The organism is Streptomyces sp. NPDC097107 (genome assembly GCF_044762405.1).
Lineage (GTDB): Bacteria > Actinomycetota > Actinomycetes > Streptomycetales > Streptomycetaceae > Streptomyces > Streptomyces thinghirensis.
Map to the genome: position 1 here is coordinate 382,216 of NZ_JBIWEF010000002.1, position 24,343 is coordinate 406,558.

The window sequence follows — 24,343 nt, forward strand, 5'->3', positions numbered from 1 at the left end:
GGGGCGGACGGCGCCCCCTGCGTCACGCGACCGGCGGAGGCGTGCCGCCGAGCAGCGCCGACGCGGTCTGCACCGGCGTGGCGGCGGGCTCCGGCGCGGGCGCGAGCTCGGGGTCCGGGTGGCAGGTGAAGCCGAGGCGGGCCATGGCCCGGGTGACCTCGCCGCTGGAGAAGTCGCGGCGGTCCTGCCGGGTGATGACCTCGCCCACCTGCTTGACGGGGTAGCGGCGGCGGCCGATGGTCACGGACTCACCCGTGACGGTCTCGGGCGTGATGCCCTTCATCGAATCCAGCACCCCACCCTTGGTGAGGTCGAACGGGTACCGGGCGATGACACAGCGCATGATGCCTCCACAAGGGGGAGATGGGGCGGGTGGGTTGGCCGTTCGCGACGGTCCGGGAGGTGTCAGGCCGCCGAGCCACCGGCGGACTGTCGCCGCGGCCTGCGGCGCGGGGCTTCGCCGGCGGGCCGGCCCTGGGTGCCGCGGCCCTGGCCGGAGCGGCTCTGCTGGGTGGCGGACGCCTGGCCGGTGCGGCCCTGGCCGGAGCGGCTGCGGCGGCCACGGGACGAGGAAACCCCGCCGGACCCGGCGCGGCGCGGGCGTTCCACGACCGGTACGGCGATGACGACCGGGACACCGGACGGGGTCTGCGCCCCGGTGATGCGGGACAGCTCCGCCTCGCCCGAACGGACCGGCGTGACCTGCGGGGTGATACCGGCCGAGGCCATCAGCCGGGTCATGTCGCGGCGCTGGCCCGGGGTCACCAGGGTGACGACGCTGCCGGACTCGCCGGCGCGGGCCGTACGGCCGCCCCGGTGCAGGTAGTCCTTGTGGTCGCTGGGCGGGTCGACGTTGACGACCAGGTCGAGATTGTCGACGTGGATGCCGCGGGCCGCGACGTTGGTCGCCACCAGGGCCGTCACGTGCCCGTCCTTGAACTGGGCGAGGGTCCGGGTGCGCTGCGGCTGGGACTTGCCGCCGTGCAGGCCCGCGGCGCGGACGCCGTTGTTCAGCAGGTGCTTCACCAGCCGGTCCACGGCGTGCTTGGTGTCCAGGAACATGATCACCCGGCCGTCGCGCGCCGCGATCTCGGTGGTGGCGCGGTGCTTGTCCGTGTCGTGCACGTGCAGCACGTGGTGCTCCATCGTGGTGACGGCGCCGGCCGACGGGTCGACGGAGTGCACCACCGGGTCCGTCAGGTAGCGGCGGACCAGCCGGTCGACGTTGCGGTCCAGGGTGGCCGAGAACAGCATTCGCTGCCCGTCCGGGGCGACCTGGTCGAGCAGGGCGGTGACCTGGGGCATGAAGCCCATGTCGGTCATCTGGTCGGCCTCGTCGAGGACGGTGATGGTGACGTCGCCGAGGTGGCAGTCGCCCCGGTCGATGAGGTCCTTGAGCCGCCCGGGCGTCGCGACGACGACCTCGGCGCCGGACCGCAGCGCGCCGGCCTGCCGGCCGATCGACATGCCGCCGACGACGGTGGCCGACCGCAGGCCCACGGCGCGGGCGTACGGGGTCAGCGCGTCGGTGACCTGCTGGGCCAGCTCACGGGTGGGGACGAGGACGAGGGCGAGCGGACGTCGCGGCTCGGCGCGCCGGCCGGCCGTGCGGGCCAGCAGGGCGAGACCGAAGGCGAGCGTCTTGCCCGAGCCCGTGCGGCCGCGGCCGAGTACGTCGCGGCCGGCCAGGGAGTTCGGCAGGGTCGCCGCCTGGATCGGGAACGGCACGGTCACGCCCTCGCCGGCGAGCGCGGTCAGCAGTCGCGCCGGCATGTCGAGCTCGTCGAACGACTCGACGGCGGGCAGCGCCGGGGTGACCGTCTTCGGCAGCGCGAACTCGCCCTGGGGGGCGGCCGGTCGGCGGCCGGAGGTCTGGGAGCGGCGGGGGCCGCCGCCGGAGCGTCGTCGGTCATTGGTGCGTACGCGGTTCATGGGGAACCTTCCTTGATATGGCACGTATCAAGGGAGACCCGCAGCAAGGGAACGGCGCAGGGAATCGCAAGAACGAGCCGGCCCCGGTCGGTTGCGGCTGGTGCAGCCGTGTGGACCGGGAGAACTGATGAAAAGGGAAATCTGAATGCGCGGGGGGATATGCGGACCCCCGCGGGGCGCTCTGCGCCCGGAAAAGCGGCGAGCTGGGGCCCGCACCCCAAGGTGCGGGCCCCAGCTGCGAAGTACGCGTGAGCGTCAGGCGGGAACGATGTTCTCGGCCGTCGGGCCCTTCTGGCCCTGCGCGATGTCGAACGACACCTTCTGACCCTCGAGCAGCTCGCGGAAGCCCTGGGCGTTGATGTTCGAGTAGTGGGCGAAGACGTCGGGGCCGCCGCCGTCCTGCTCGATGAAGCCGAAGCCCTTTTCCGCGTTGAACCACTTAACGGTGCCGGAAGCCATGTTTTTCTCCTTCGGTACGGTGCTCGGAGTTCACCCTGTGTGATCTCCGGTCGCCGTGATGATCACCCCGTCGGAAAAAACCTTCAGGCAACCACAACTGCAACTGCCATCGACAGTAGCACGCCGTGATCGCCCGGGCGCTGGCGACAAATCTTGCTCCGACTGGCCGACAGAGGAATATTCCACGGGCGTCCGGCCGATTTCTCCTGTCCTGGAGGCAGATATTGCTCCCTGCGGGCCGCAGTCCTGCCGTCAGTCCCCCGGCCCGCACTGCTGTGACCTCCTGCGATGCGGGTAAGAGCCGCCGATGACTCCGGTAGTCACGGCGTAGCCGACAAAAGCGGCGAAATCGTCCCAGAGAGACAAAGGCCACGTCCGCCGGGCGGGTGGCGAAACGATTCGATCGGGGCCCGCGCCGACGCCGGTCCGGGCGGGCTGGAGGAACGGTTCGGCGTCCGTCGGCGTCGTCCCCTTCCAGGGCACGGCGGCCGTGTCCCGGAGAGGGGGCGCGGGGTGCGTACGGGCGAATTCGCCGAGTGGACACGGCGGTTCGAGGTCGAGCGGGAGCGCAGACAGGCGCAGGGCGACCCGGACTGGAGGCAGGGGGCGGCGCTGCCCGCGGCGGTGTGGGCCGGCATCCAGCGCTTCCAGGTCGGCGAGGACGGCGACGGGGCGAGCCTCGTGGACAAGGCGGACCGGGCCGGCGACCCCGACTACGCGCGCGCGGTGCGCCTCTTCGTCGCCGAGGAGCAGAACCACGCCCGGCTCCTGGCCCGGCTGCTGGCCGCGGGCGGCGTGCCGACGCTGCCAAGTCACTGGAGCGACACGGTCTTCGTGAGGCTGCGGCGCCTGCTGGGCCTGCGCCTCGAACTGCTGGTGCTGATGATCGCGGAGGTAGTGGCGCTGCGCTACTACCGGGCCCTGCGTGACGGCACCGACGACGCGCTCACCTCGGACGTGGCGGGACGGATCCTGTCCGACGAGCGGCGCCACGTCCCCTTCCACTGCGAGCGGCTGCACGCCTCGCTGGCGGGACTGCCCCGCCCCGCGCGCCGCCCGGTGATGACCCTGTGGCGGCTCCTCCTCCTCGGGGCCGCCCTCGTCGTCGCCGCCGACCACGGCCGGGCCCTGCGCCGGCTCGGAACCGGGCGCCGTCGTTTCGTGGCCGACGTCATGGCCTCGTCCGCCGAGGTGGTCCGCGCGGTGCTCGCCCGGCACGGCAAGAAGGACCCGCCGGAAACAGAGCCGGAACCCGGGAGGTAATCTTTCCGTCTTTATCTGCCGACGGGCTGCTCCTCGTGAACAGGAATGCGGCAAATCGGCTGGAAATTGATAAAGAAGGCATTGCGGGTGTTCTCACGAATAGGTAGCAGAAACGCGTTCTCCGTGGTGCGCCGACCACGGGCGAGACTCTGGGCCGTGGCGGGTGCGGTGGCCCTCGGATTCCTTATCACCCTGGAAATCGCCGCGCGTCGCTACGGCCTGCCCGGCCCGATCACCCACCAGGCGCAGGAGTTGATATTCGCCCCCGCGTCGGGGCCCCTCCTGTACGCCAGTATGGCTTTGACGATGGTGGTGCTCACCTGGCGCCAACGGTTCGTCGCGGCGGGCGTCGCGGTCGGCATCGACGTCGCCATCGCACTGGTGCGGTGGGTGGCCGACGCAGGGGTGACCGAGGGGCACAGCTTCGGCAGCGGCGCGTTGTGGGTGATCCTGGGCTGTGCGGTCCTCGCCGTCACGCGCCGCACCGGCCAGGAACGCGTCCTGCTGCTGAAGGGCGTCGGGCTGGGCCTGCTCCTGGTGGCCGGCCGCAAGACCGGCGACACCTGGCTGCTGATCACGTCGAAGACCCGCCCGGACGTGCTCGACCCGTACGTGGCGGTCGCCGATCACGCGCTGGGCAACCCGTCGTGGCTGGTGGGACGGGCCGTCGAGGCCACCGGCCCGGTCGGCGCCCACGTCCTCGACTGGGTCTACGCCCAACTCGCGGTGGCCGCGGTCGTCGTCGCGCTGTACCAGCTGCGCCACGTGGCGGCGGAGCGCCGCTTCCCGGGCCATCACCTGGTCCGCACGTTCCTGGTGATCGGCCTCCTCGGTCCGGCCATCTACATGATCTTCCCTGTCGTCGGACCGGTCTTCACCTACGGCACCGGCGCGTTCGGCACCGGCGGCGAGCAGTGGGCGATGGCCAACCTGTGGCCGCACACGCCGAACCCGATCAGCCCTCCGCAGCCGTGGACGTACGACGAGATCACGCCCCGGAACTGCATGCCCAGTCTGCACACGGCGTGGGCGACGGTGATCTTCATCCATTCCCGCAAGGGCCCCCGTCTCCTGCGCTTCGCGGGAACGTTCTGGCTTGTCGCCACCCTCTGCGCGACGCTGGGATTCGGCTACCACTACGGCATCGACCTCGTGGCCGGCGTGGTGTTCGCGGTCACCGTCGAGGCAGCGCTGCGCTCGCTCGACCGCGGCTGGGACCGGCCGGGAATCCGGTTGGTCGTTCATGGCGCACTGGTCTTCACCGTACTCCTGGTGTCGACTCGCTACCTGCCGATGGAAATGGCCCAACACCCGTGGGTCTTCGGGCCACTTCTCATTCTGGCGATGGTCTCGGTCGTCCACGGCTACGTGCGGACCACCAAGCGGTGGGAACCGCGGACCGCGGCGCCGGCCCAGCGACCGGAACCGCAACTCGAACCGGCCTGACGACCCCCGAGCACCGAGCACCGAGCGCGGACTCAGCGCACCGGGAAGCCGAAGGAGCAGCCCCGCTCCTGGAGCCAGGGGAGGACGCGGCGCAGGGCTTCGACGGTCTGGGAGCGGTCGCCTCCCGCGTCGTGGAAGAGGACCGTCGGCCCGTTGGGCAGCTCCCGCTGCACGGTCTCGACGATGGCGTCCGCGCCCGGCCGCTCGAAGTCCTTGGTGTCCACGTTCCAGCCCAGCGGGCGCATGCCCCGGGAGGCGGCCAGCTCGCGGCTGTAGGGGGTGAAGGCCCCGCCGGGCGCCCGGTAGTACATCGGGCGCACGCCGCCGGACGCCTTGGTGATCATGCGCTCGGCGTCGAGGATCTCCTGCGACTGGTAGGCCTCGGACTTCCTGTCCATGGCGGTGTCGTGCGACACCGTGTGGTCGCACAGCCGGTGCCCGGCCGCGACCACGTCCTTCACGAGGTTCGGGTGGGCCTGCGCCTGCGTCCCCGTCACGCAGAACGTGGCCTTCACTCCGTACTCGCGCAGCAGGTCGAGCACTTGAGGGGTCCACGCGGGGTCGGGGCCGTCGTCGATGGTGATGTTGACGCCGCGCGCCCCCGCGTCCGAAGCGTGGGCGATGGTTGCCGCGACCCGCTCGACGTCGCCGCCCGGCGTGGGCGACGCGGTCGCCTTCGGCGACGAGCCACCCACGGCGTCGGCCTGCGCGGTCCACACCGAGGCACCGACGGCGAGCACCGTCACCCCGAGCGCCGCCCCGACCAGCTTGCCGTACCAGCCCCGCCCGCCGCTGTGCCGTGCCATGTCCGCCCCGCTTCCGCGCAGTTCCTCGTCGCCCCTCGGCCACCTCGGGGCCACCTGGCAGGACGAGGGGGAACGGCCACGGGATGCGTCCGTTACCGATCACGGACAATCCCGGAGGAGTTCGCGGACAACTCGGCGGCGGCGGTCGTGGGGCACGGCGCCGAGACCACCGGCGTGACCGACGGCTTCCCGGCCTGGTCGTGGTTCCCGGTCCTCTCCCGCAACGGCGAACTGGAGCAGCTTCCCGCGCTCCCCGGGACGTACGACGTGCAACGCCCGTCAGGAGCCGGCGCTCCACACCGGCAGGCGGGGGCGCCCCGGCCCTCGACTTACTTGCTGACGGCGAACCGCATCAGAGCGTGCTCGTCGCCCTGCTTGACCTTCCCCGTCTCGTTGATGACCTCCAGCTTCCAGGCGCCGCCCACCCGCACGGCCTTGGCCACGGCGCAGGCGTTGTCCTGGCTGAGCAGGCTGGGCCAGATGTCGGCGACCTGCTGGGTGCTGCCCCCGGTCGCGTCGTAGACCTTGAAGCTGATGTTGCGCGCCTTCTGGAAGTCGCTGCCCTTCTTGTAGGCGGCGGCGACGAAAACGACGGACGTGATGGGGGCGGGGAGGCGGGCGAACTCGACGGTCACCGTCTCGTCGTCGCCGTCCCCGTGCCCGGTCTGGTTGTCGCCGCTGTGCAGGAGCGCGCCGTTGCCCATGGGGTCGAGGGAGTCGAGGCCGGCCAGGCGCACCGGGTCGCCGCCCTGCATGGCGACGGCGATGAGGTCGAGGTCGGTGCCGGTCTTGCGGCGGAGCTTGCCGAGCACCCCGCCGCTGCTGCCGGCGGTCGGGTCCCAGGAGACGCCGATGGACAGGTGGGTCACCCCGTCCAGGTCCGCGGGGCCGTCTTCCTTCGTCAGCGTGATCATGTTCGAGTCATCCTCCGTTTTCGTGCCTACGGCACAGAGTCTGCCCCGCGCTCTCCGCTCCCGGGTGGGCGGGTGCCGTCAGCGTGCGTCCGGGGTACCCGAGACGATCACGAACGGAGGAGGCCGACCTGGCGGACGGGGACGGCCCGGAGGGCCGCCGCCGCGCGCAGGGCGTGGCGGGGTGCCGCGGTGTCAGCGACGTGCCTCGGCGCGGTCGAGGGCGGCGACGCCGAGGGCTGCGAGAGCGATCCGGATGAGCCACTCGACCCAGTCGACGCCTTCGGTGTCGGCGACACCGAAGGCCGCGAGGGCCGAGCCGGCTCGGAGGGAGAGCGGGGTCCTGCTCCGGCGAGCAGGACCGAGGCGGCTCCGTCAGACGTTGACGCCGAAGTCGGCGGCGATGCCGGCCAGCCCCGAGGCGTAGCCCTGGCCGACGGCCCGGAACTTCCATTCGGCGCCGTGCCGGTAGAGCTCGCCGAAGACCATGGCGGTCTCCGTGGAGGCGTCCTCGGAGAGGTCGTAGCGGGCGATTTCCTGGTTGTTGGCCTGGTTGACGACGCGGATGAACGCGTTGCGGACCTGGCCGAAGCTCTGGCCGCGGTTCTCGGCGTCGTGGATGGAGACCGGGAAGACGATTTTGTCGATCTCGGTGGGGACGGTGGCGAGGTTCACCTTGACGGCCTCGTCGTCGCCCTCGCCCTCGCCGGTGAGGTTGTCGCCGGTGTGCTCGACCGAGCCGTCCGGGCTGGTGAGGTTGTTGTAGAAGACGAAGTGCCCGTCCGAGGGCACCTTGCCGGAGGCGTCGAGGAGCAGCACCGAGGCGTCCAGGTCGTAGTCGGTACCGGTGGTGGTTCGCACGTCCCAGCCCAGACCGACCAGTACGGCGGTCAGGCCCGGCGCCTCCTTGCTCAGCGAGACGTTGCCGCCCTTGGCCAGTGAGACTCCCATTGCGTACTCCTTCTCAGTAGGTGTGGTGTGGTCCGCACCGCGTGCGGGGCCACGGATGTCGAAGAGAGGGGCAGAGTTCGTGGGGGTGCCTGTCAGTTACGGGAGTTGCCGAACAGCAGGCGGTAGCCGACCAGCAGCACGAAGGCGCCGACGACGGCGGACCCCCACGTCGCGGCGTCGAAGAACTCCCGCTGCACCGGCCGGTCGAGGAACTCGGCCGACAGCCAGCCGCCGAGGAAGGCACCGGCGATGCCGATCACCGTCGTGCCGACGCAACCGCCGGGATCCCGTCCGGGCAGGATCGCCTTGGCGATCGCTCCGGCGAGCAGTCCCAGCACCAGCCAGGCGATGACACCCATCCTCGTGCGCTCCCTACCGCTGTGTTGTTCCCGAGACGGACGGCCCCCGGACAGCCTATCTTCTACAGCGATGTAGAGGGTGTGGCGGTCGGAGGGCGTCTATACGATGTCCGCCCGGGAGACCGGCGGTGGGCGGAAGGGAGACGGGACGTGGCGGACAGTCGGCGTCCCCGGCGGCGGGGGCAGGGTGAGCTTGAGGCGCTGGTGCTGTCGGCGCTGCGGGAGACTGGCGGGCCGGCCACGGCCGGCCGGGTGCACGAACAGCTTGGCGAGGGTCTCGCCTATACGACGGTGATCACGATCCTGACCCGGTTGCTGGACAAGGGTGTGGTGGCCCGGGAGCGGGCAGGCCGTTCCTTCGTCTGGCGGCCGGTCGCCGACCAGGCGGGTCTGGCGGCGCGGAAGATGCGCCGGGTCCTGGACGCGGAGAACGACAGGGAGGCGGTGCTGACCAGCTTCCTCACCGCCCTCGACCCGGCTGACGAACGGCTTCTGCGCGACCTGCTGGCCCAGCCGCGGAGCGACGGAGGGGACTGACACCTCATGGGAGTCTTCGTCTTCCTGCCGCTCTTCCTGCCGCTCACCGCTTGGCCGATCTCCCGGCTGGCCGAGCAGCATCTGCACCCGCGGACAGCGACCGGACTGCTCACGGCCGTGGCCACCGTGATGGCACTGTGCAGCACGGTGTGCCTGGCGTTGGTCATGGTGGTCGGGACGGCGCAGCTACCGGGGAACCCTCTGCCCGACGGCTGGTCCGACCCGGAGGTGCGCGCGGCGGTCCCCTTCGACGAAGTGGCCGGGAAGGCGGCGATCCCGGCTCTGTGCGCGGTTCTCCTGTCCTGCGGGCGGACGCTGTGGCGGCACGGCCGGGTACGTCGTCGTGCTCACCGCGCGCTGGCCGGACTGCCGGACACCACGGTGGCCGTACTCGCGGACGACGTTCCGTACGCGTACGCTCTGCCCGGCGCACGACGAGACCGTGTCGTGGTGACCACCGCCCTGCTGGGCTGCCTGGAGGCGGCGGAGCGCCGGGCGCTGTTCGCCCACGAGCGGGCGCACCTGGCCGGGCGGCACCATCGCCATCTGCTGGCCGTGCAACTCGCCTCACGCGCCAACCCGTTCCTTCGTCCGCTGCGCTCGACGGTGACGTACGCGGCGGAACGGTGGGCCGACGAGGAAGCGGCCCGTGCCGTGGGGAGCCGGCGGGTCGTGGCGCATGCGATCGGCAAGGCGGCCCTGGTGTCACGCGACGCGCCCGTGGCGACGCTGGCGGGCATGGCCGGGCCGGGGCCGGTGCCGCGCAGGGTGGCCGCCCTGCTGAAGCCCGCTCCGGTGCCGCGCAACTGGCCGTCGGTGTCCACCTCGGTGGGGTGGGCGGCGTGGGCGGCGGCGGCGGGCACCGCCGTGTCGGCGATGTCGTCGGCGAACTCGGCCGTGACCATGTTCTTCATCCTGCACGCTGCGACACCGCTCTGAACGAGAGGGTCGAGAGCCAGGCGCGGCTGCCAACGTGAGTCCCGCTGCGCGGCGGCGAAGACGTCGGGTGCCGGACACCGGAAACCGGGCGGCACGGTGGAGCTGGGTGACACGCTGCCGTTCCGACGGATCGACGTGCCTCCCCCACTGCTTGATACGTGGGAGGTGCCCCCAGCTGCGGCGACCAGCGCGCACATCGCCACGCTCGCGTAGCGGAAGGCGCCGCTCTTGAGATCGTTCTTCTTCGCCGTGAGCTGCATCTGCATCTGCATCTGCATCTGCATCTGGGATGCCGGCTCCTTGAAGCGGTCCCACAGGGCCGTGAGCACTCCAAACGGGTCAAGGGGAGCCCCTGCGGGACGCGGCTCGGGGCAGTCGAAAGCTCGTGCTGTGGTCGGAAAGCGGATGACGGAGCACGCGGCTCCGTCCCTGCGCCTGGCGTGACCTCCGACTGCCGCTCAGTCTTCGCTCTCGTCGTCGCCCTCGAAGAAGTCTCCGACCTCGTCGACGACTTCGGCGGCGACCATGCCGCCGACGACACCGACCGCGAGGCCGGCGGCTCCGGCAGCGATCGCCGTTCCCATGCCGGGGCCCGATCGGTGATGGTCGCGGTGATGCTCACCGTGTCCGTGGTGTCCGTGGTTTCCGTCGTGTCCGTGGTCGGCGTAGGGCGCGCCGTGCCCGTATGCGGTCCGGTGCTCGACGAGCCGGCGGATCCAGCCGTCGACCTCGGCCGTCCAGTCGCGGGTGTCGTGGTGCCCGACGGCGAAGCGGGTGAGCGCGTCCTGGCCGGAGGAGAAGGGGCCGCCGCGTTTGTCGGCTTCCAGGACCACCTCCAGTCCTGCGGGGCCGGCCAGGAAGGTCAGCTCGATCTCGTTGACCTGGTGCGCGTACTGGGGTGCGGGGGTGAGCTCGATCTCCTGGTAGAAGGGGAGCTGCTGCCCGGTGCCGCCGATGTGTCCGTATTCGAGGTCGGCGGACTTGAAACCGAAGCCGAGCTGTCCGAGGGCTTCCAGGATCGCCTCCTGGGCCGGCAGCGGGGCGACGGTGAGCTGGTCGAGGTCGCCGCGGTCCTTGGCGCCGGCGACGGCGAGTTCGGTGCGCACGCCGAGGACGATGCCCAGGGGCTGCCCGTACAGCTCGGTGACGGGTGTCTCCCAGGGCAGTGTGACGCCGAAGGGGACACTGCGAGACTCTTCGGCGGCCAGCCGGAAGCCGCCGCCGACGGTGAACCGGTCGAAGACGAGGACGCCCCCGCTCTCACCCTCCTCGTGCTCGGCCTCGACCCGGGCCACGAGGTCGAGCGTGATGTGCTCGATGTCGAAATCGGCCTGACCGCCTTTGAGGTGGACCTGCCCGCTGAGTGGCCCGCCGGGCACGACGGGAGACGGGTCGAGGACCGTGTCGACCGTGGGGGCGCCCACGCCGAGTGAGCCGAGAAGTCGCTTGAACACCATTGTGGCGTCCACTCCTTATGCGTGCGTGTGTTCGTCAGGAAGGTGCCGTCCGCCCGCGTGGCGGCAGACGGCACCACAGCCGTTGACCGGCCGGCTACTTGGCCGCCTCGAGAGCGGCGAGGGCCTGCGCCCAACGGACGTACTTCAAGTCGGCCAGGTCCGCGACGGTCTTGACGCCGAACGCCTCCTGGAGCAGCTCACCGTCGCGGTCGGAGACCCCCTTCAGCGCTCCCACGGGGGCGCCGAGTATCTCCTGCAGGCTCTTGTCCGCCCACGCCTTGTCCAGCACCTTGTCCAGGTCGATCGAGGCCATGTGTGTCGTCTCCAGAGGTACGCGGCCCGGGTCGGCCCAGGGCCTGTTTCTACAAGCGAGTAGAAGCATAGAGTCGCCTCGGCGGGTGAGGAGGGCCCTGCGGGTTGCCTCGCCGGGAAAGGCCGAAATCCGCCCCCGGGCTGACCGGAGGCTGCTCGGCGCGAAGGCCGTTCACTGGTGGCGGTGTGCCGGAGGTGAGGGGACGCGTACCGGGAGTGGAACCTGGTTTCAGCCAGAACCCGTTCTGCTGTCTGCACGCAACAGGTACGGAGTCGGCGCGTGTCCGCCAGATCGACAGGCCCTTCGGTGCTCGGGCCTTGACCATTCCGCGCACGGTTTGTCGAGCACGGCACGCGGCGGGGTGGTGTCGGGCTGCCTCGCACAGCCGGGGACTGGAGGCCCGCACCCCCAGTGACCGCCGACCGACGTGGAAGTCTCGGCCACCGGCCTGTGGCGGCCGAGGGGCTGGGACCGGGAATCGGCGCATGCGCGAAGATCCTCCCGACCGAATGCCTGCCTCTCCCGGAGATGGGTCCGCTTTTCCGCGCCGGTGGCGTCCACCCGGAGCAGGTCCTCATCGCAGGAGCCCTTCCACCTATCTCCGTCCTTGAGTCCTGCGGCCGCCGCTGAATCCTCTCGGCGTGCGCCTGCAGAGGGTGGAGCACCTTCCGGCGGCAGAGCGGCCACAAGTGGCCCGGGTGTCCGCAGCGTGCCCGCGGAACAGCCGAACGCCCGGACCTCTGGGCTCATCTGCCGGGTTCGGGCCCGTACCACTGGAGCGCCTGGCCTGTGACGGCGGCGATGCATTCGAAGTCCCGGTCGCGGTGGAGGAGGGTCAGTCCCTGCAACTCGGCCGTGGCCGCCACCGCGAGGTCGGCGGCTCCGGCACTGCGGTGCTGTCCGCGCTGGGTGAGGATGCCCTGGACCTGCCAGGCGCGGTCGTAGGCGCGGTCGTCGACCGGCACCCAGCCGAAGAGCAGACGCAGGTCCTCGATGCCTTGGGCGCGGCCGTGGTCGTGAGGGTCGGTTCGCACCGCTGTTGACCGTGGCTGTCCGCTCTTACGGGCACGCTGTCGTGGATCGGCCGGAAACTGCGTGAGCACGCTGGCCGATGCCCAGGGGGTTCGGCCTGTCCCGTGGGGCCGGATGACGTCAACGCCATCCGGCAACCATCACGTCTGCGAGTTCCCGCAGGTCCTGCGCTCTGTACCTGGGCGGGGTCATCGCCCGCGGGTACACCGACGCTCCGCGCCGCAGCCACGCACCGTCCAGTCCCGCTCGCTGGGCTCCGTCGATGTCCCAGGGATGCACGGCGACCATCAGTGCCTGGTCGGGCCGTACGCCGACCCGCTCGACGGCGTAGAGGTAGGCGGCCGGCCCCGGCTTCCAGCGGCGCGGGCCACCTACGTCCGACAGGGCCTCGAAGCGGTCCAGCACTCCGGCCCTGTCCAACAGCCGCTCGGCCATGGCGACGCTGCCGTTGGTCATCGCCGTCAGGCGATACCCCGCCTCACTCAGCTTCCGTATGCCGTCCGGCACGTCGGGATGTACGTCCAGGTGGGCGAAGCCGTCGAGAATGTGCCGGGCCGCCGCCTCAGCATCTCCCGTCCAGCCCTCCAGCCCGGACAGCAGTGCCCGTACTCCGTCGTGGGCGATGGACGCGAAGTCCGCATACGCGCCGGCGGCTGTCAGCGCGAAGCCGTCCCGCAGTACCCCGGCGAACCAGGTGGGCAGCAGATGCCCGGGGGCGTTGACGTCCTCGAAGCGGGCGCGCAGCGGCGTGAGGTCGCTGAGTGTCTCGTTGACGTCGAAGACGAGGACCTGGGGCCGGTCGGCGGGCATGCTCTCCTCCTCGTGGCGTCCGGACGTTCGATGTCGGTCGGAAGGCCCATCAGGCTGCGAGTACCCACCCTGCGCGCAAGTGCTGCGGCAGCCTCGTTCCTCCGTCGGCTTCGGAGTGCTGCGGGGGCATGCGCAGACAGAATTCGCGGAGCGTCCGCGTCTCCACGCCCATCCCCGCCAGCCCCTCCTGGCCGGCGGGTCAGCACCTCCCGCACGGCGGGGGACGCTCAGTGGGATCGCCACTACGGACTTCGACCTCCACGAGAGGTGGTTCGGTGCACGAGGCGGCGAGCACGTTGCGGTGCCACAGCCCAATGCCTCGCCCCTCTCTGTCAGCCTTGGGGAAGTTGGCCTGCACCAAGCGGAAGAAATCCGTGTCCCTGATCGACGGTATCGCTGCCTCTGTGAGCATGTGGAGTGCCTCCAGGCTGCCACCGTTCGCGGAGGTGCCCGGAATGTAGAGGTTTGCGCCATCCGCCCGCGCCCGAAGTTCGGCCCCGTTCAATGAGGCGATCAGATCGGCCACGGCTCCCGTGGCGGCTGTGAGGCGTGTGGTCACTCTGGTGTCAGCGTACTCAGGTGTCCCGAGCGCAAGGCGGGCCAGGACGTCACGGCCTGAGTCGGTCAGGTGGAGGCGGCGGTCGAAGAGGTCGGCCATGCCGGTGACCGAGAACCACGCCGTGCGGTTGTGCACGGGGCCAGTGGTGGTCCACGGCAGGTCGTATCCTTCGCGCGCCAAGCGGAGCAGTTGTTCGTGAGTGAGAGGCGTCGAAGCGAGGGCGTGCATGGCTTCGCCGACGAATCTGACATTGATGTGGAGCGTCTCGATCAGCAGGGACGGATCGCCGCTTCGGTACCAGGCTTGGGCTGCGGTACTAGGCAGGAGGGCGGAACCCTCGCGGGAGAGCAGTCCCGATCGAACGAGCCCTTGTAACTGGTACCGGTTCAGTCCACCGGCCTGGGGCAAGGAGGTGTGTCCGTTCGGAGGCACGGCCTGACTGGAGGCTAACTCTCCGATCACCTCGCGGAGCGTGCCGACCCACTGTGACCGCTTGCCCGGAAGCCCAGGCATACCTGTGGTTCGTTCCGCCCACGCCCGAGGGCGTACCAGGTGTCCCATAGTTGCCGACAGTACCGCTGACGCGACGTCAAGGTACGGGGCCTTTGGGAACCATGCTGACGGACGTGGAGCGTCCTATACGCAGCATCGGACCCATTCTGGGTCTGGAGGCAGGGACAGGAGAGCGGCCTGGCTCGGTAGCTCCGTTGTGATAATCCTCGGCAGGCATAGGGCGCGGAGCCTAGTTTCCGGCAGGTGCTGAGTAGTGGATGTGGCCGACTGAAACGAGCGGTCATGGTGGTGATAGTTGCAGCTGCCGGGCCGACAATTGCGGAATCTGACTTGGGGCTACTTCCAGGCGTCCTCGATCGCCTCGAAGATGTCGGCGTCGGTTTCCTTCTGCCAGTCGGGCAGGTCCGGCCAGTCGGCGACGTAGCCGGGCTTCGGGTTCTCGAAGTGCTTGTACATCTGCGCGGTCCAGCAGGTGGCGACGAAGCGGCTCTTCTGCTCGCGGGTGAGGCGGGAGGCGTGGCGGTCGCTGAGGTCGAGGAACTGGCGCACCTGGTCGTGGACGGCGCCGGCGGCCTGGCGCTCCCACTCGGGCGTCTCTTCCCAGGGGGTGACGTAGCCGGGCTTGGGATCGCCGGGGAAGTGCTTGCGCACTCCGTTGATCCAAGCCTCGCGGAACAGTCGGGCGCCCTCGGACTGCGACATGCCTTCCCCTCTCGTCACGTCGTGCACAGTGCGTCGATCTCGGCGCCCAGCTCTGCCACACGAGCGTCGCGAGTGAGCGGGTCGAGGTCGGTTCTTAGCCCTTGAAGTTTATGGGCGACGTAACCGGAGGAGGTCGTGCGGGCGAGTCGCAACGCCTCCCCGCCGTAGGCGAGTACTTGGTCGGGGTCCTGGCGCCGGGCGCCGATGGCCGCTAGGTCGGTCAGGACCGCACCGCGTCGGCGGAAGGACTGGCCGGAAGCGAGGATGTCCTGGCCGAGTGCGGTACTGAGTGCCTTCTCGGCGAGGTCGAGGCGTCCGAGCTGGAGGTAGCGCGCTCCGCGCTCCTCTGCGAGGCGGGAGCCGTCGAAACGCAGCCAGCCGCCGTTGTGGGCCGCCTCGCTCAGGCCGGTCACCTTCTCCGCTTTGTCCAGGGCACGTTCGCAGGCGGCGAGGTCGCCGAGGCCGGCGTACGCCTCGGCCTGGACGGCAGCGACCCAGTAGCGGGTGGACAGGGAACCGTCCCCGCGCCGTGCCACTTTCTCGGCGGCCGACAGCGTGCCGACCGCGTCGGCGTAGCGGCGTTCGTACAGATCGACGTAGGCGTGGCGGACGAGGGCACACGCCCACAGGTCGTAGGACTTCGCCTCCTGGCTGGCAGAGGCGGCGAGCGTGTAGGAGGCGGCGGCGTCGGTGTAGCGGTTGCCGTCGAAGGCCAATTCTCCGGCGAGCTGGAAGAGGTCGCCGGCCGCGCCGCACAGGGCCTGTGCTTCGGCCTCGGGCCGCCCGTCGAGGGTCTCGTTCAGGGCGGTGAGCTGGTCGCGGACGACTGGGTGGACGGAACGCTTGGCGCGGGCGAGTTGGTAGACCTGCCACAGGTGTCCGTTCCTGCGCAGGAAGTCGTCGGACATCCCGCGCAGCGCGCCCTCCGCGAGGGCTGCGCCCTCGTCGGGGGGTAGGGACACCAGGGCACTGGTGACGGTGATGGCGCGCAGGAACTGGCGTCGGATCATGTCGTCGAGGTCCCCTGAGCCGTGGTGGTCGCGAGGCGGCGGCCCTGCCGACTCCGGTCGGGCTGCTCGTGGCTGTCCCACCAAGGCGTCGAGTTCGTCAAGGTCGAGGTGGAGCAGCTCGGCCAGCCGTGGTCTCAGCGGCGGCTGCGGCGTGGTGGTGCGGCCTTCCCAGCGGCCGACGGTTCGTCGGTCCACGCCGAGGGCGTGCGCGAGCTCTTCCTGACTGTAGCCCAGCGCCCTGCGCCGCTCCGCAAGCCCCATGCCGCCCCCTTTCCACGCATCAACCCGCGTCTAACCCGACGGCACCGGGCTGTCCCAGAAGTGTCCCAGGACTGCCCCGCGGATGCCGTGGTCTGCGCCAACGCGAGCCGCTTTTCTGGACGTTGTCAGGCACGACAACGGTGGAGACCGGAGAAGGGGCGCGGGCAATGGCAGCAGGAAGCGTCACGTCGTCCGAGGTAGCTGAAGTGTCGATCGTCATGGAAGCGGTCGACGAGACCGTGGAAACCGCGCTGGCCACTCGCCTGATGATGCCCGAACGCCCGGTGATCGACGCCACGACCCGAGACCTGGTCAGCCACCTGAGAGTGCTGATGGCCGAGGAGCTCGGCTTCGACGAGAACCCGGCCGTCCAAGCGTTGTTCCGGGAGGGCTACCGGGTCCTCGACCTGACGCGCCGGCCGACGGAGCAGTCCCCTCACTTCCATGCCTACCAGTACATGCGGGACCTCGGCTCACTGACCAGACGCTTCGCCGACGTCTACTGCGCGACCCGGAAGAAGGACCAGGACGATGGCTGACCAAGCCCCGACCGAGCTGCCAGTGCGCTCATCTGGCGCCACCCTGCCCGACCAGGAACGAGCACGACGCGTCTTCATTGGCCGCCCCGGCCTCGCGCCGACCGTGGGGCAACAGCGTGGCAAGGGCCAGGGCGCGCAGTGAAAGGCCAGGTCACGGCCCAGGTCGTGTACATCGCGTGCGTCCTGGCGCTTGGGGGATCGATCGTGGTGGCGGTGTCCCGGGGGTGGTGGGCCAGCGGCGCAGCAGGCGAGGTCGCCTCTATGGCTGGCGGCAGTGGCTGCTGTCGGCCCTGATCATCGTCTCCACTACCTCGGTCGCCTGGGCTCTGTGGCACTTCGCCCCCGACTGAGAGACCACCGGTCCGCTCCCGACCCACCGACTCCCGCTCTGGCCGAGCGAGCCCTCAGGAAGACCCGGTCCCCACCGGGGAGGGGCTCAGCCGCTCTCCCCCTCGGCCAGAGCGGGCCCCACACCCCAACGAGCTCCCGTCCAGTTCGCCGTGAACGCCGGCGGCAGGGACGGGTCCGGGCTCCGCAGCTCGCGGGGCCCGTCCACCCACTCCGCAGGAGGAAGGAACAGCCATGATCATCGATGAGCTCTTCACGGGAGACCTGATCACCGGCGTCCCCAGCATGGACGCGGCGCTGCTCGACAAGATGCCCGGCGGCGGCGACAACAACGGCGACCACTGCAGCTGATCGGCCGGTGAACGCGGCGGAGCAGGGCCTGGTGTCCTGCTCCGCCGCTCCGTAGAGGAGGGGAGTGAAGTGCTCTCGTTTCGTGTGCGACTGGCAGACACCCGGGACGCCGGCTGGCGCTGGGACACAGACCGCTGGGTCAAGGGGGAGAGCTGGATCCGGCCCGCTCACGCAACCGTCCTGGTCGCGGACCTCATACCGGGCGACGGAGCAAGCGCCTGTGCGCTGGTGCGGGAAGACAGAGACAGTGAAGCCGACTACACGTCTCTGCTCGTCCGGCCCGACGAGATCCAGGTCTCGGCGGGAGTGCTGGGGACCGTCCCGCTGTACCTCACAGCAGTCGGCGACGAAATCTTCGGGTCATGGGACATCGTCGACCTCCGGCCTCACCTGCGACCTGACCGGCTCAATCCACGAGCGGTCGCCCGCACCTTGAGCCGCCAACACCGCTACAGCACCGACACCCTCTTCGACGGCGTGTACCGACTCACCGAACGCGCCACCGCGGTCTTCACGCCAGCGGGGCTCTCCATCCTCTACCCCGAGCCCACCCAGCACGTCCTGGAACCCCGCAGCCTCCGTAGCGGAGTGGACCCCGTGACCGCGTTCGACGCACTGCTCACCGAGGCCGCGGCCGAGTGGCGAACGACGGCCAGCCGTGTCGGCGTCGAGGTGTCCGGCGGAGCGGACTCGGCCAATGTGGCACTGTCCGCCGTCGCGGCCGGATTCGGCTCCGTGCACACCTTCGGGCTGCTCATGGGCGGCCGGATCGGCCAGCTCCAGCGAGACCGGCGCCGCTCCCTGGTGGACCACCTGGGATTGCGGGACACCGCTGTGCCAGCGATGCAGCACCCGCCCTTCGTGCCTGGAGGTGTGCGGGAACGGAGACGGCCGCATGACCCGGCGGGCGCCTTCTACCAGGAGGCATTCGACGTCGTGCGCGGGCGTGTGGCCGCACACGGCTGCGAGCTGGTCCTCACCGGAGGTGGTGGGGACGAGGTCAACGCCCACCACTCGCGTACGGAATACGGACTTCCGCCGAGGGAGCCGGTGCCGTGGCTCGGCGACAAGGCCACTGCGGCGCTGGCCCAGGTGAACGAGAACCTCGCTCCCATCCCGGTCCTGCCTGTGCCCACGCTCATGGCCTTCGGCCTGCACAACCCGGCGTACGTGAGACTCGGTATCTGGCCGGTGGCACCGCTCGTCCAGCCCCGGATGATCCGCTTCATGGAGCAGCTGCCGCACGAGTACAAACGCGACAAGAGGATGTTCCGCGACCGGCTTCGGCGGGCGGGTCTGCCCGAGTCCGTCGCGGCTCCGACCGAGCCGGAGAACTTCCTCGCGGTCATGGAGTCGGGACTGCGCACCTACGGGCTCCCTCTCCTGGACGAGATGCTGACCGATTCCCTGCTGATCGATCTCGGATACGTTGATGCCGACGCCCTCAGGCGAGCCCGTGACCACGCCGAGCGGACTCCCGCGGTGCCCGACCTGCTATGCGACACACTCGCCCTGGAAGTCGGACTGCGGAGCCTCGCATGAGCGGCCTGGACATCGCCGAACCCAGACACCTGGCAGCCTCCAACCTCTTCTACCGAGACCCCGCCCTGTACGACAGAGTGCAGTCCGACAGCACCAGCGCGAGCATCTGCCGGGCGCTCGTCGACCGGCACCGCCCGGACGCCCGCACTCTGCTGGACCTGGGCTGCGGAACCGGGAGAGACCTGGAGCTGCTGGCCCACTACTTCCACTGCATGGGCGTCGAGCTCCAGCCCGGCCTGGTCGACTACGCCCGCCGCACGCGACCCGGCCTCGATATCCGCCTCGGCGACATGCGCACCATCCGCCTCGACCACACCGCTGACGTGCTGACCTGCCTGGGAAACTCCCTCTCCTACGTGCACGACAACCAGGACATCCAGGCGGTCTTCCGGACCTTCGCAGCGCATGCCCGTCCTGGGACGCTCCTCGTACTTTGCTGCTCCGTAGCCCCGATCGAACGTGATGAGCCGCAGGAAACAGAGGTCGAGACCGGATCGGGCACAGCCCAAGTGACCATCACCTACGAGTGGGACCTGCGGGCCCAGATGAACACCATGCGCCGGCACTGGGTGTTCGACTCAGGTGAGGAAACACGGGACGTCATCCGTCGACGTGTCCTCGGACCGCGTGAGCTGGAGCTGTACGCGGCCCTCGCCGGCTTCGACGTCCTCCAGATCACCGACGGGATCGGAGCAGGCACCTTGCACGGGCCTACCGCGTACACCGTGGCCCGGTACAGGTGATCAGGACGCGGTAGTCAGCGCCCACGGCGGGTATCGTTCCCCACGGCCGGCCACCCCCTCGAAGAGACCCTGGCCCGGCAGCTCCTCTTCCTGCTCAAGCGGCTCGGGAGGGATTGCGGCGCCGAGATCGTCCGCATCAGTGATCCGCATCCCTCAACGTTCCGGCCATGCTTATTGCGTGGCGTCCGAGCAGTGCTGGTGCGACCGCCGGACTCGACTTAGGGCATGTTGAGGGCACGCCACCCTCTGATTGGACTAGACAATAAGTAAGGCCCAGGTCGGTGACCTGGGCCTTCTTCGTGGAGCGGGTGACGAGAATCGAACTCGCGCTCTCAGCTTGGGAAGCTGATGTTCTACCATTAAACTACACCCGCGTAAGACGCCGACCTCGTCGGTGCCTGGACGCTCGCTCACTCTACCTCATCGCTGGCCCCCGGTGTTCGCGCCGTGGGGCCGGTGGGCGTTTCGGTGGTGGGGTGATGCGGCTGCGGAGGGCCGGAGTTGAGGCGTACGGTGGGCGCGTGGGCGAGGGGTCCCGGAGGGGCCGGAGTGCCGCCTGGAGAGTCGTCTCTTTGATCCCGTACTGTGGCTTTTGTCGTCAGGGTAGTAAGCCAGACGCGGCTCTTGGGGAAGGGACTTGAAGGACTTGATGGATCGCACCGTCCTCCGCTGTGCCGATGGGCACGTGTTCACCGCCGCCTCGTTCCCGATGCAGCAGGCCGAGCGACTCGGCCCCGGCCGGCTCGTCCGATGTCCGCGGTGTGCGCGGCTGCGGAGTGCCGTGCCGGTGGGGTCGGAGAAGCGGTAGTCGGCCTCCCCGCCGGGGAGACTCAGTAGGACCCAGTAGCAGTCAGTAGCACCCAGTGGGAGTCAGTATCAAGGACCGGGCGCGCGGGGCGGCGGCGGTTGTCGCTGCTCCGCGCGCCTTGCGTATCCTCGGTGCGTGCTTCTCTCAGACAAGGACATCCGGGCCGAGATCGATTCCGGGCGGGTCCGCATCGAACCCTTCGACGACTTCATGGTGCAGCCGTCGAGTATCGACGTGCGCCTCGACCGCTACTTCCGGGTGTTCGAGAATCACCGGTACCCGCACATCGACCCCTCCGTCGAGCAGACGGACCTGACCCGGCTCGTGGAGCCGGAGGGGGACGAGCCGTTCATCCTGCACCCCGGCGAGTTCGTGCTGGCCAGTACGTACGAGGTCGTCTCGCTGCCCGATGATCTCGCCTCGCGGCTGGAGGGGAAGAGCTCGCTCGGGCGGCTCGGCCTCGTCACGCACTCCACCGCCGGGTTCATCGACCCCGGCTTCTCGGGGCACGTGACGCTCGAGCTCAGCAACCTGGCGACCCTGCCCATCAAGCTGTGGCCCGGAATGAAGATCGGGCAGCTGTGCATGTTCCGGCTCACGTCGCCGGCCGAGCACCCCTACGGCAGCGAGCGGTACGGGTCCCGTTACCAGGGGCAGCGGGGGCCGACGGCCTCCCGGTCCTTCATCAACTTCCATCGGACCCAGGTATGAGCCGGGTATGAGCAGCGAGAACGCAGGCGGGACGCGAGTATGAGTGACGTTCGGGAGAATCTGACCTACGAGCAGTTCGGCGTCGCCGTGCGCGAACTCGCGCAGGCCGTCGCCGACGACGGGTACGAGCCGGACATAGTGCTCTCCATCGCCCGGGGCGGGGTCTTCGTGGCCGGCGGGCTGGCGTACGCGCTCGACTGCAAGAACATTCACCTGGTGAACGTCGAGTTCTACACCGGGGTCGGGACCACGCTCGAGATGCCGGTCATGCTCGCGCCCGTGCCCGACGTCGTCGACTTCTCCCGGAAGAAGGTCCTCATCACCGACGACGTCGCCGACACCGGCAAGACGCTCAAGCTGGTGCGGGACTTCTGCCTGGACACCGTCGCCGAGGTCCGCAGCGCCGTGATCTATGAGAAGTCCCACTCGCTCGTGAAGTGCGAGTACGTGTGGAAGCGGACCGACGAGTGGATCAACTTCCCGTGGTCCGTGCTGCCGCCCTGCCGCAAGTCCGGCGAGCCGGTCACGCCCTCCAAGGAAGCTCTCTGAGCCTGCGCGGCAGCATGGAGCGGTCCCGGGCACAGCCGCTCGCGCGGGCAGGCGTGCGGCCTTCGTGGGAAGGCGGTCCTTGAGGCCTGCATGTCCCTGAGCGGGCTCCGAGCGGGCAGGGCGTCCGGCCGCGACGGTCCCCCCGGGGCGCTACGGCTGTCGGCGACGCCCGGCCCGGCGATGGACCGTACGGGGCGGGTGAGCCGGCGGAGGGGGCCGAGGTGGCTAGGCCTTGGCCGCGACGTAGTAGACGTTGAAGGGGTCGCCCTCCACCGACTTGACGTCGATGTCCTGGAACCCGGCGTCGTTCAGCATCCGCACCGCCGTCTCCTGGCCCCACACCGTGCCCAGGCCGGCCCCGCCCGTGCTGAGCGAGGTGGTCATGCAGTAGAAGACCGAGAAGCCGTAGAGGGCCGGCCCGAACGGGTGCCCGATGTTCGCCTCCAGCCTGCTGGACGCGGCGATGTCACCCATGAGGAACATGCCCTTGTGGCGCAGGGCGCGCTCGGTCGCCCTCAGCGTCTCGGCCGGTCGCGCGAGGTCGTGGATCACGTCGAAGGCGGTGATGAGGTCGAACTCACCGCTGATCTGCGTCGAGTCCGCCACGCGGTACCGGACGTTGCCGATCCCGGCGCGGGCCGCCTCGGCGCGTGCGGTGTCGACGGCGGCTTCGGACTGGTCGATGCCGAGGAAGCGGGAGGCGGGAAAGGCCCGCGCCAGCACCAGTAGGGCATGCCCCTGCCCCGTACCCACGTCCAGGACGTCGATGCCGGCGCGCAGGCGCTCGGGGAGCCCCGGAGCGAGCGGCACGATCGTGTCGACCAGGGCCAGGTCGTAGACCCGGGCGGACTCCTCGGCCTGTAGCGCCTGGAACCGCGGATAGGCCGAGTACGGGACGCCGCCGCCTTCTCGGAAGCAGCGCACCACCCGCTGCTCGACCTCGCCCATGAGCCCGACGTACATCATCATGCCGGCCAGGTTGTCCGGGCCCGCGGCAGTGGTGAGCGAGGCGGCGTGCTCCGGCGGCAGGTCGTACGTCCCCTCCTCCGGCCGGTACTCGACGAGCCCGCCGACCACCATGCCCCCGAGCCACTCCCGCACATACCGCTCGTCCAGGCCCGCCGCCTCGGCGATGTCCGCGCTCGACGACGGTGGCAGGGCGGCCAGTGAGTCGAACAGCCCGCACTGGTGGCCGACGCTGATGAGCAGGGCCAGAGCGCCCTTGTTGAGTACGTCGGTCAGCTCGGCGGCGAACCGCTCCTGCCGGTCGGCGTCCCGGGGTGTCCGGGCCGCTTCGGAAGTCGACATGACCGCACCTCCACTGGTGCTCCGCCGTCAGGCGTCACCGAGCATCGGCGAGACGCCCGTGTGCCAGTTTATCCCGGAAAGCGGCCTTCGGTCACCGGTCACTGACGGAACGCCGACCCGCACCACCTGGTGACGCAGGGGCGCGGGCGACGCGTCTAGAACGTGCCCAGCTTCACGATCGACAGCAGCGCGATCAGCTGGATCGCCGACGCGCCGAGCGCCTTCGGCCAGGGCAGGTCGTGGGAGCGGCCGACCATCAGGGTCAGCAGGACGCCGGCCGCGACCCAGGTGGCCCAGCCGAGGATCTGGACGAAGGGCGCGTCGCCGCCGGCGAACATGGCGACGATCAGACGCGGGGCGTCCGTGATCGACATGATCAGCATGGAGAGGCCGACCGTGGGCTGCCACGCGCCGTCGCCGCCGAACTGGCGGGCCAGGGTGTGGGTGACCACGCCCAGGACGAACGCGCTCAGGACCATCGCCACGGCCGTGGTCAGGACGATCGGGACCGCGTTCGAGAGCGTGGCCTTGATCGCCTCCTCGCGAGCGCCGTCGAAGCCGAAGACCGCCAACAGGCCGTAGAGGAAGGTCACGATGAGCGCCGGGGCCCACATCGCGTAGTCCCGCATCTGGAGGAAGGTCTGGTTGGGGGTGACGACGACGCCCCTCAGCAGGGCCTTCCAGTGCAGGCGGGGGCCGACCGGGCCGGGCGGCGGGGCGGAGCCGGCGCGGTAGGTCCCGCCCTGGTTGTAGGGGTCGTCGCCGACGGTGAACGCCTGGGTGTGGCCGGGGTTGTTGGCCGCGTACGGGTCGTGCGGAGCCTGGCCCCCGTGCGGGCCGCCCTGGGGGTAGCCGCCGTCGCCGAAGTACTCCGGCTCACCGTGCCCTCCGCCGTGCGGCTGCGGCCACGGTGAGCCACCGGCGCCGGGGCCGCCACCCCCGTACGGCTGCTGCGGGTACGGCTGCCGAGGCGTCGCGGGACCGCCGTACGGCGGTCCCTGGGGCGCCTGCTGTCCGTACGGAGGGTGTTGCGGTCGCGCGTTGGGAGCGCCGTTGTTCCGGCCGCGTCCGATCCTGAATCCAGCCACGCCTTCGAACGTACCTGGTCCCGGAGAGTGACGTGCGTGGCCCGGCCTTTCGGGGCGCCCTTTGCTGCCGAGCTGTGACATCCCTTACGGGGGTTG

Annotated in this window: 24 protein-coding genes, 1 tRNA gene and 3 pseudogenes; 9 read left to right on the forward strand and 19 right to left on the reverse strand. The window is 70.1% G+C overall.

Going from position 1 to position 24,343, the window contains the following annotated elements; all coding sequences use genetic code 11:
• Window positions 1-22: 22 nt before the first annotated feature.
• The 3 genes from ACIQ1J_RS05440 to ACIQ1J_RS05450 all read right to left on the reverse strand — a co-directional run bounded on the left by ACIQ1J_RS05440 (window position 23) and on the right by ACIQ1J_RS05450 (window position 2,391).
• Window positions 23-343 carry an SCO5918 family protein gene (locus ACIQ1J_RS05440; protein ID WP_210964266.1) on the reverse strand — a complete coding sequence of 107 codons (321 nt, stop codon included), beginning with the start codon at window positions 341-343 and terminating at the stop codon, window positions 23-25.
• Between the two features lie 62 nt (window positions 344-405).
• On the reverse strand, window positions 406-1,932 hold the full coding sequence (locus ACIQ1J_RS05445) for a DEAD/DEAH box helicase (RefSeq protein WP_403554303.1): 1,527 nt from the start codon (window positions 1,930-1,932) through the stop codon (window positions 406-408).
• 255 nt (window positions 1,933-2,187) lie between these two features.
• On the reverse strand, window positions 2,188-2,391 hold the full coding sequence (locus ACIQ1J_RS05450; RefSeq protein WP_121748142.1) for a cold-shock protein: 204 nt from the start codon (window positions 2,389-2,391) through the stop codon (window positions 2,188-2,190).
• Window positions 2,392-2,904: 513 nt separating this feature from the next.
• Between ACIQ1J_RS05450 and ACIQ1J_RS05455 the strand changes: the two genes are divergently transcribed.
• Together ACIQ1J_RS05455 and ACIQ1J_RS05460 are read left to right on the forward strand one after the other, a co-directional pair.
• Window positions 2,905-3,654, forward strand: a complete 750-nt coding sequence (locus ACIQ1J_RS05455; RefSeq protein WP_403554305.1) for a ferritin-like domain-containing protein — start codon at window positions 2,905-2,907, stop codon at window positions 3,652-3,654.
• Between the two features lie 156 nt (window positions 3,655-3,810).
• A complete protein-coding gene (locus ACIQ1J_RS05460; RefSeq protein WP_403554307.1) occupies window positions 3,811-5,100 on the forward strand; it encodes a phosphatase PAP2 family protein in 1,290 nt (429 codons plus the stop codon).
• Window positions 5,101-5,132: 32 nt separating this feature from the next.
• On the opposite strand, the gene ACIQ1J_RS05465 is transcribed toward ACIQ1J_RS05460, so the two are convergent.
• From ACIQ1J_RS05465 to ACIQ1J_RS05485, 5 genes and pseudogenes are all read right to left on the reverse strand, one after another.
• Complete coding sequence (locus ACIQ1J_RS05465; protein WP_403554308.1) at window positions 5,133-5,906, reverse strand: polysaccharide deacetylase family protein; 774 nt, start codon at window positions 5,904-5,906, stop codon at window positions 5,133-5,135.
• A 329-nt stretch (window positions 5,907-6,235) separates the two neighbouring features.
• Window positions 6,236-6,820, reverse strand: coding sequence for a TerD family protein (locus ACIQ1J_RS05470; RefSeq protein WP_210964271.1), 585 nt, complete (start codon window positions 6,818-6,820; stop codon window positions 6,236-6,238).
• 192 nt (window positions 6,821-7,012) lie between these two features.
• Window positions 7,013-7,138: pseudogene (locus ACIQ1J_RS05475) on the reverse strand (GlsB/YeaQ/YmgE family stress response membrane protein); the annotation flags it as partial.
• Window positions 7,139-7,192: 54 nt separating this feature from the next.
• On the reverse strand, window positions 7,193-7,768 hold the full coding sequence (locus ACIQ1J_RS05480; RefSeq protein WP_403554311.1) for a TerD family protein: 576 nt from the start codon (window positions 7,766-7,768) through the stop codon (window positions 7,193-7,195).
• 92 nt (window positions 7,769-7,860) lie between these two features.
• Window positions 7,861-8,127 (reverse strand): GlsB/YeaQ/YmgE family stress response membrane protein, encoded by a 267-nt coding sequence (locus ACIQ1J_RS05485; RefSeq protein WP_403554313.1) that lies wholly within the window; start codon window positions 8,125-8,127, stop codon window positions 7,861-7,863.
• A gap of 150 nt (window positions 8,128-8,277) precedes the next feature.
• Here ACIQ1J_RS05485 and ACIQ1J_RS05490 point away from each other — a divergent pair, with 150 nt between their 5' ends.
• Window positions 8,278-8,664 carry a BlaI/MecI/CopY family transcriptional regulator gene (locus tag ACIQ1J_RS05490; protein WP_210964274.1) on the forward strand — a complete coding sequence of 129 codons (387 nt, stop codon included), beginning with the start codon at window positions 8,278-8,280 and terminating at the stop codon, window positions 8,662-8,664.
• 6 nt (window positions 8,665-8,670) lie between these two features.
• Entirely contained in the window at window positions 8,671-9,603 is a 933-nt protein-coding gene (locus ACIQ1J_RS05495) for a M56 family metallopeptidase (protein ID WP_403554315.1), read from the forward strand.
• Between the two features lie 60 nt (window positions 9,604-9,663).
• Here the strand turns inward: ACIQ1J_RS05495 and ACIQ1J_RS05500 are convergent.
• The 8 genes and pseudogenes from ACIQ1J_RS05500 to ACIQ1J_RS05535 all read right to left on the reverse strand — a co-directional run.
• Window positions 9,664-9,887, reverse strand: a pseudogene (locus ACIQ1J_RS05500) (hypothetical protein); the annotation flags it as partial.
• A 174-nt stretch (window positions 9,888-10,061) separates the two neighbouring features.
• Entirely contained in the window at window positions 10,062-11,060 is a 999-nt protein-coding gene (locus ACIQ1J_RS05505) for a sporulation protein (protein ID WP_403554317.1), read from the reverse strand.
• 94 nt (window positions 11,061-11,154) lie between these two features.
• Window positions 11,155-11,373, reverse strand: coding sequence for a hypothetical protein (locus ACIQ1J_RS05510; RefSeq protein WP_210964277.1), 219 nt, complete (start codon window positions 11,371-11,373; stop codon window positions 11,155-11,157).
• Window positions 11,374-12,119: 746 nt separating this feature from the next.
• A pseudogene (locus ACIQ1J_RS05515) lies at window positions 12,120-12,380 on the reverse strand (PIN domain-containing protein); the annotation flags it as partial.
• Between the two features lie 145 nt (window positions 12,381-12,525).
• Window positions 12,526-13,215 carry a haloacid dehalogenase type II gene (locus ACIQ1J_RS05520; protein WP_403554319.1) on the reverse strand — a complete coding sequence of 230 codons (690 nt, stop codon included), beginning with the start codon at window positions 13,213-13,215 and terminating at the stop codon, window positions 12,526-12,528.
• A gap of 199 nt (window positions 13,216-13,414) precedes the next feature.
• Entirely contained in the window at window positions 13,415-13,909 is a 495-nt protein-coding gene (locus tag ACIQ1J_RS05525; RefSeq protein ID WP_403554321.1) for a hypothetical protein, read from the reverse strand.
• A gap of 714 nt (window positions 13,910-14,623) precedes the next feature.
• Complete coding sequence (locus tag ACIQ1J_RS05530; RefSeq protein WP_403554323.1) at window positions 14,624-14,989, reverse strand: hypothetical protein; 366 nt, start codon at window positions 14,987-14,989, stop codon at window positions 14,624-14,626.
• 14 nt (window positions 14,990-15,003) lie between these two features.
• Window positions 15,004-16,260 (reverse strand): helix-turn-helix transcriptional regulator, encoded by a 1,257-nt coding sequence (locus ACIQ1J_RS05535; RefSeq protein WP_403554325.1) that lies wholly within the window; start codon window positions 16,258-16,260, stop codon window positions 15,004-15,006.
• Window positions 16,261-16,427: 167 nt separating this feature from the next.
• Here ACIQ1J_RS05535 and ACIQ1J_RS05540 point away from each other — a divergent pair, with 167 nt between their 5' ends.
• The 3 genes from ACIQ1J_RS05540 (at window position 16,428) to ACIQ1J_RS05550 (ending at window position 19,783) form a co-directional block, all read left to right on the forward strand.
• Complete coding sequence (locus ACIQ1J_RS05540) at window positions 16,428-16,799, forward strand: hypothetical protein (RefSeq protein ID WP_403554327.1); 372 nt, start codon at window positions 16,428-16,430, stop codon at window positions 16,797-16,799.
• 768 nt (window positions 16,800-17,567) lie between these two features.
• Complete coding sequence (locus ACIQ1J_RS05545; protein ID WP_403554328.1) at window positions 17,568-19,040, forward strand: asparagine synthase; 1,473 nt, start codon at window positions 17,568-17,570, stop codon at window positions 19,038-19,040.
• Window positions 19,037-19,783, forward strand: coding sequence for a class I SAM-dependent methyltransferase (locus tag ACIQ1J_RS05550; protein ID WP_403554329.1), 747 nt, complete (start codon window positions 19,037-19,039; stop codon window positions 19,781-19,783). Before ACIQ1J_RS05545 ends, ACIQ1J_RS05550 begins: the two co-directional genes overlap by 4 nt.
• A 300-nt stretch (window positions 19,784-20,083) precedes the next feature.
• On the opposite strand, the gene ACIQ1J_RS05555 is transcribed toward ACIQ1J_RS05550, so the two are convergent.
• A tRNA-Gly gene (locus ACIQ1J_RS05555) sits at window positions 20,084-20,157 on the reverse strand.
• Window positions 20,158-20,726: 569 nt separating this feature from the next.
• Here ACIQ1J_RS05555 and dcd point away from each other — a divergent pair.
• Both dcd and ACIQ1J_RS05565 read left to right on the forward strand, forming a co-directional pair.
• Complete coding sequence (gene dcd / locus ACIQ1J_RS05560) at window positions 20,727-21,302, forward strand: dCTP deaminase (RefSeq protein ID WP_403554331.1); 576 nt, start codon at window positions 20,727-20,729, stop codon at window positions 21,300-21,302.
• Window positions 21,303-21,341: 39 nt separating this feature from the next.
• On the forward strand, window positions 21,342-21,851 hold the full coding sequence (locus ACIQ1J_RS05565) for a phosphoribosyltransferase (protein WP_210963140.1): 510 nt from the start codon (window positions 21,342-21,344) through the stop codon (window positions 21,849-21,851).
• A 225-nt stretch (window positions 21,852-22,076) separates the two neighbouring features.
• On the opposite strand, the gene ACIQ1J_RS05570 is transcribed toward ACIQ1J_RS05565, so the two are convergent.
• The gene (locus ACIQ1J_RS05570) at window positions 22,077-23,159 is read right to left on the reverse strand and encodes a class I SAM-dependent methyltransferase (RefSeq protein WP_403554333.1); all 1,083 of its coding nucleotides are present in this window, start codon (window positions 23,157-23,159) and stop codon (window positions 22,077-22,079) included.
• Between the two features lie 155 nt (window positions 23,160-23,314).
• Complete coding sequence (locus tag ACIQ1J_RS05575; protein ID WP_403554335.1) at window positions 23,315-24,328, reverse strand: YIP1 family protein; 1,014 nt, start codon at window positions 24,326-24,328, stop codon at window positions 23,315-23,317.
• Window positions 24,329-24,343: the final 15 nt, after the last annotated feature.

What these genes read in the sequence shown, in the direction of transcription:
- ACIQ1J_RS05450 (WP_121748142.1), bottom strand. Translation starts at nt 2,391, where the DNA reads ATGGCTTCCGGCACCGTTAAGTGGTTCAACGCGGAAAAGGGCTTCGGC.
- ACIQ1J_RS05480 (WP_403554311.1), bottom strand. Translation starts at nt 7,768, where the DNA reads ATGGGAGTCTCACTGGCCAAGGGCGGCAACGTCTCGCTGAGCAAGGAG.
- ACIQ1J_RS05535 (WP_403554325.1), bottom strand. Translation starts at nt 16,260, where the DNA reads ATGGGGCTTGCGGAGCGGCGCAGGGCGCTGGGCTACAGTCAGGAAGAG.
- ACIQ1J_RS05540 (WP_403554327.1), top strand. Translation starts at nt 16,428, where the DNA reads ATGGCAGCAGGAAGCGTCACGTCGTCCGAGGTAGCTGAAGTGTCGATC.
- ACIQ1J_RS05575 (WP_403554335.1), bottom strand. Translation starts at nt 24,328, where the DNA reads ATGTCACAGCTCGGCAGCAAAGGGCGCCCCGAAAGGCCGGGCCACGCA.
- ACIQ1J_RS05550 (WP_403554329.1), top strand. Translation starts at nt 19,037, where the DNA reads ATGAGCGGCCTGGACATCGCCGAACCCAGACACCTGGCAGCCTCCAAC.
- ACIQ1J_RS05530 (WP_403554323.1), bottom strand. Translation starts at nt 14,989, where the DNA reads ATGTCGCAGTCCGAGGGCGCCCGACTGTTCCGCGAGGCTTGGATCAAC.
- ACIQ1J_RS05570 (WP_403554333.1), bottom strand. Translation starts at nt 23,159, where the DNA reads ATGTCGACTTCCGAAGCGGCCCGGACACCCCGGGACGCCGACCGGCAG.
- ACIQ1J_RS05495 (WP_403554315.1), top strand. Translation starts at nt 8,671, where the DNA reads ATGGGAGTCTTCGTCTTCCTGCCGCTCTTCCTGCCGCTCACCGCTTGG.
- ACIQ1J_RS05465 (WP_403554308.1), bottom strand. Translation starts at nt 5,906, where the DNA reads ATGGCACGGCACAGCGGCGGGCGGGGCTGGTACGGCAAGCTGGTCGGG.
- ACIQ1J_RS05485 (WP_403554313.1), bottom strand. Translation starts at nt 8,127, where the DNA reads ATGGGTGTCATCGCCTGGCTGGTGCTGGGACTGCTCGCCGGAGCGATC.
- ACIQ1J_RS05445 (WP_403554303.1), bottom strand. Translation starts at nt 1,932, where the DNA reads ATGAACCGCGTACGCACCAATGACCGACGACGCTCCGGCGGCGGCCCC.
- ACIQ1J_RS05520 (WP_403554319.1), bottom strand. Translation starts at nt 13,215, where the DNA reads ATGCCCGCCGACCGGCCCCAGGTCCTCGTCTTCGACGTCAACGAGACA.
- ACIQ1J_RS05505 (WP_403554317.1), bottom strand. Translation starts at nt 11,060, where the DNA reads ATGGTGTTCAAGCGACTTCTCGGCTCACTCGGCGTGGGCGCCCCCACG.
- ACIQ1J_RS05440 (WP_210964266.1), bottom strand. Translation starts at nt 343, where the DNA reads ATGCGCTGTGTCATCGCCCGGTACCCGTTCGACCTCACCAAGGGTGGG.
- ACIQ1J_RS05565 (WP_210963140.1), top strand. Translation starts at nt 21,342, where the DNA reads ATGAGTGACGTTCGGGAGAATCTGACCTACGAGCAGTTCGGCGTCGCC.
- ACIQ1J_RS05510 (WP_210964277.1), bottom strand. Translation starts at nt 11,373, where the DNA reads ATGGCCTCGATCGACCTGGACAAGGTGCTGGACAAGGCGTGGGCGGAC.
- ACIQ1J_RS05470 (WP_210964271.1), bottom strand. Translation starts at nt 6,820, where the DNA reads ATGATCACGCTGACGAAGGAAGACGGCCCCGCGGACCTGGACGGGGTG.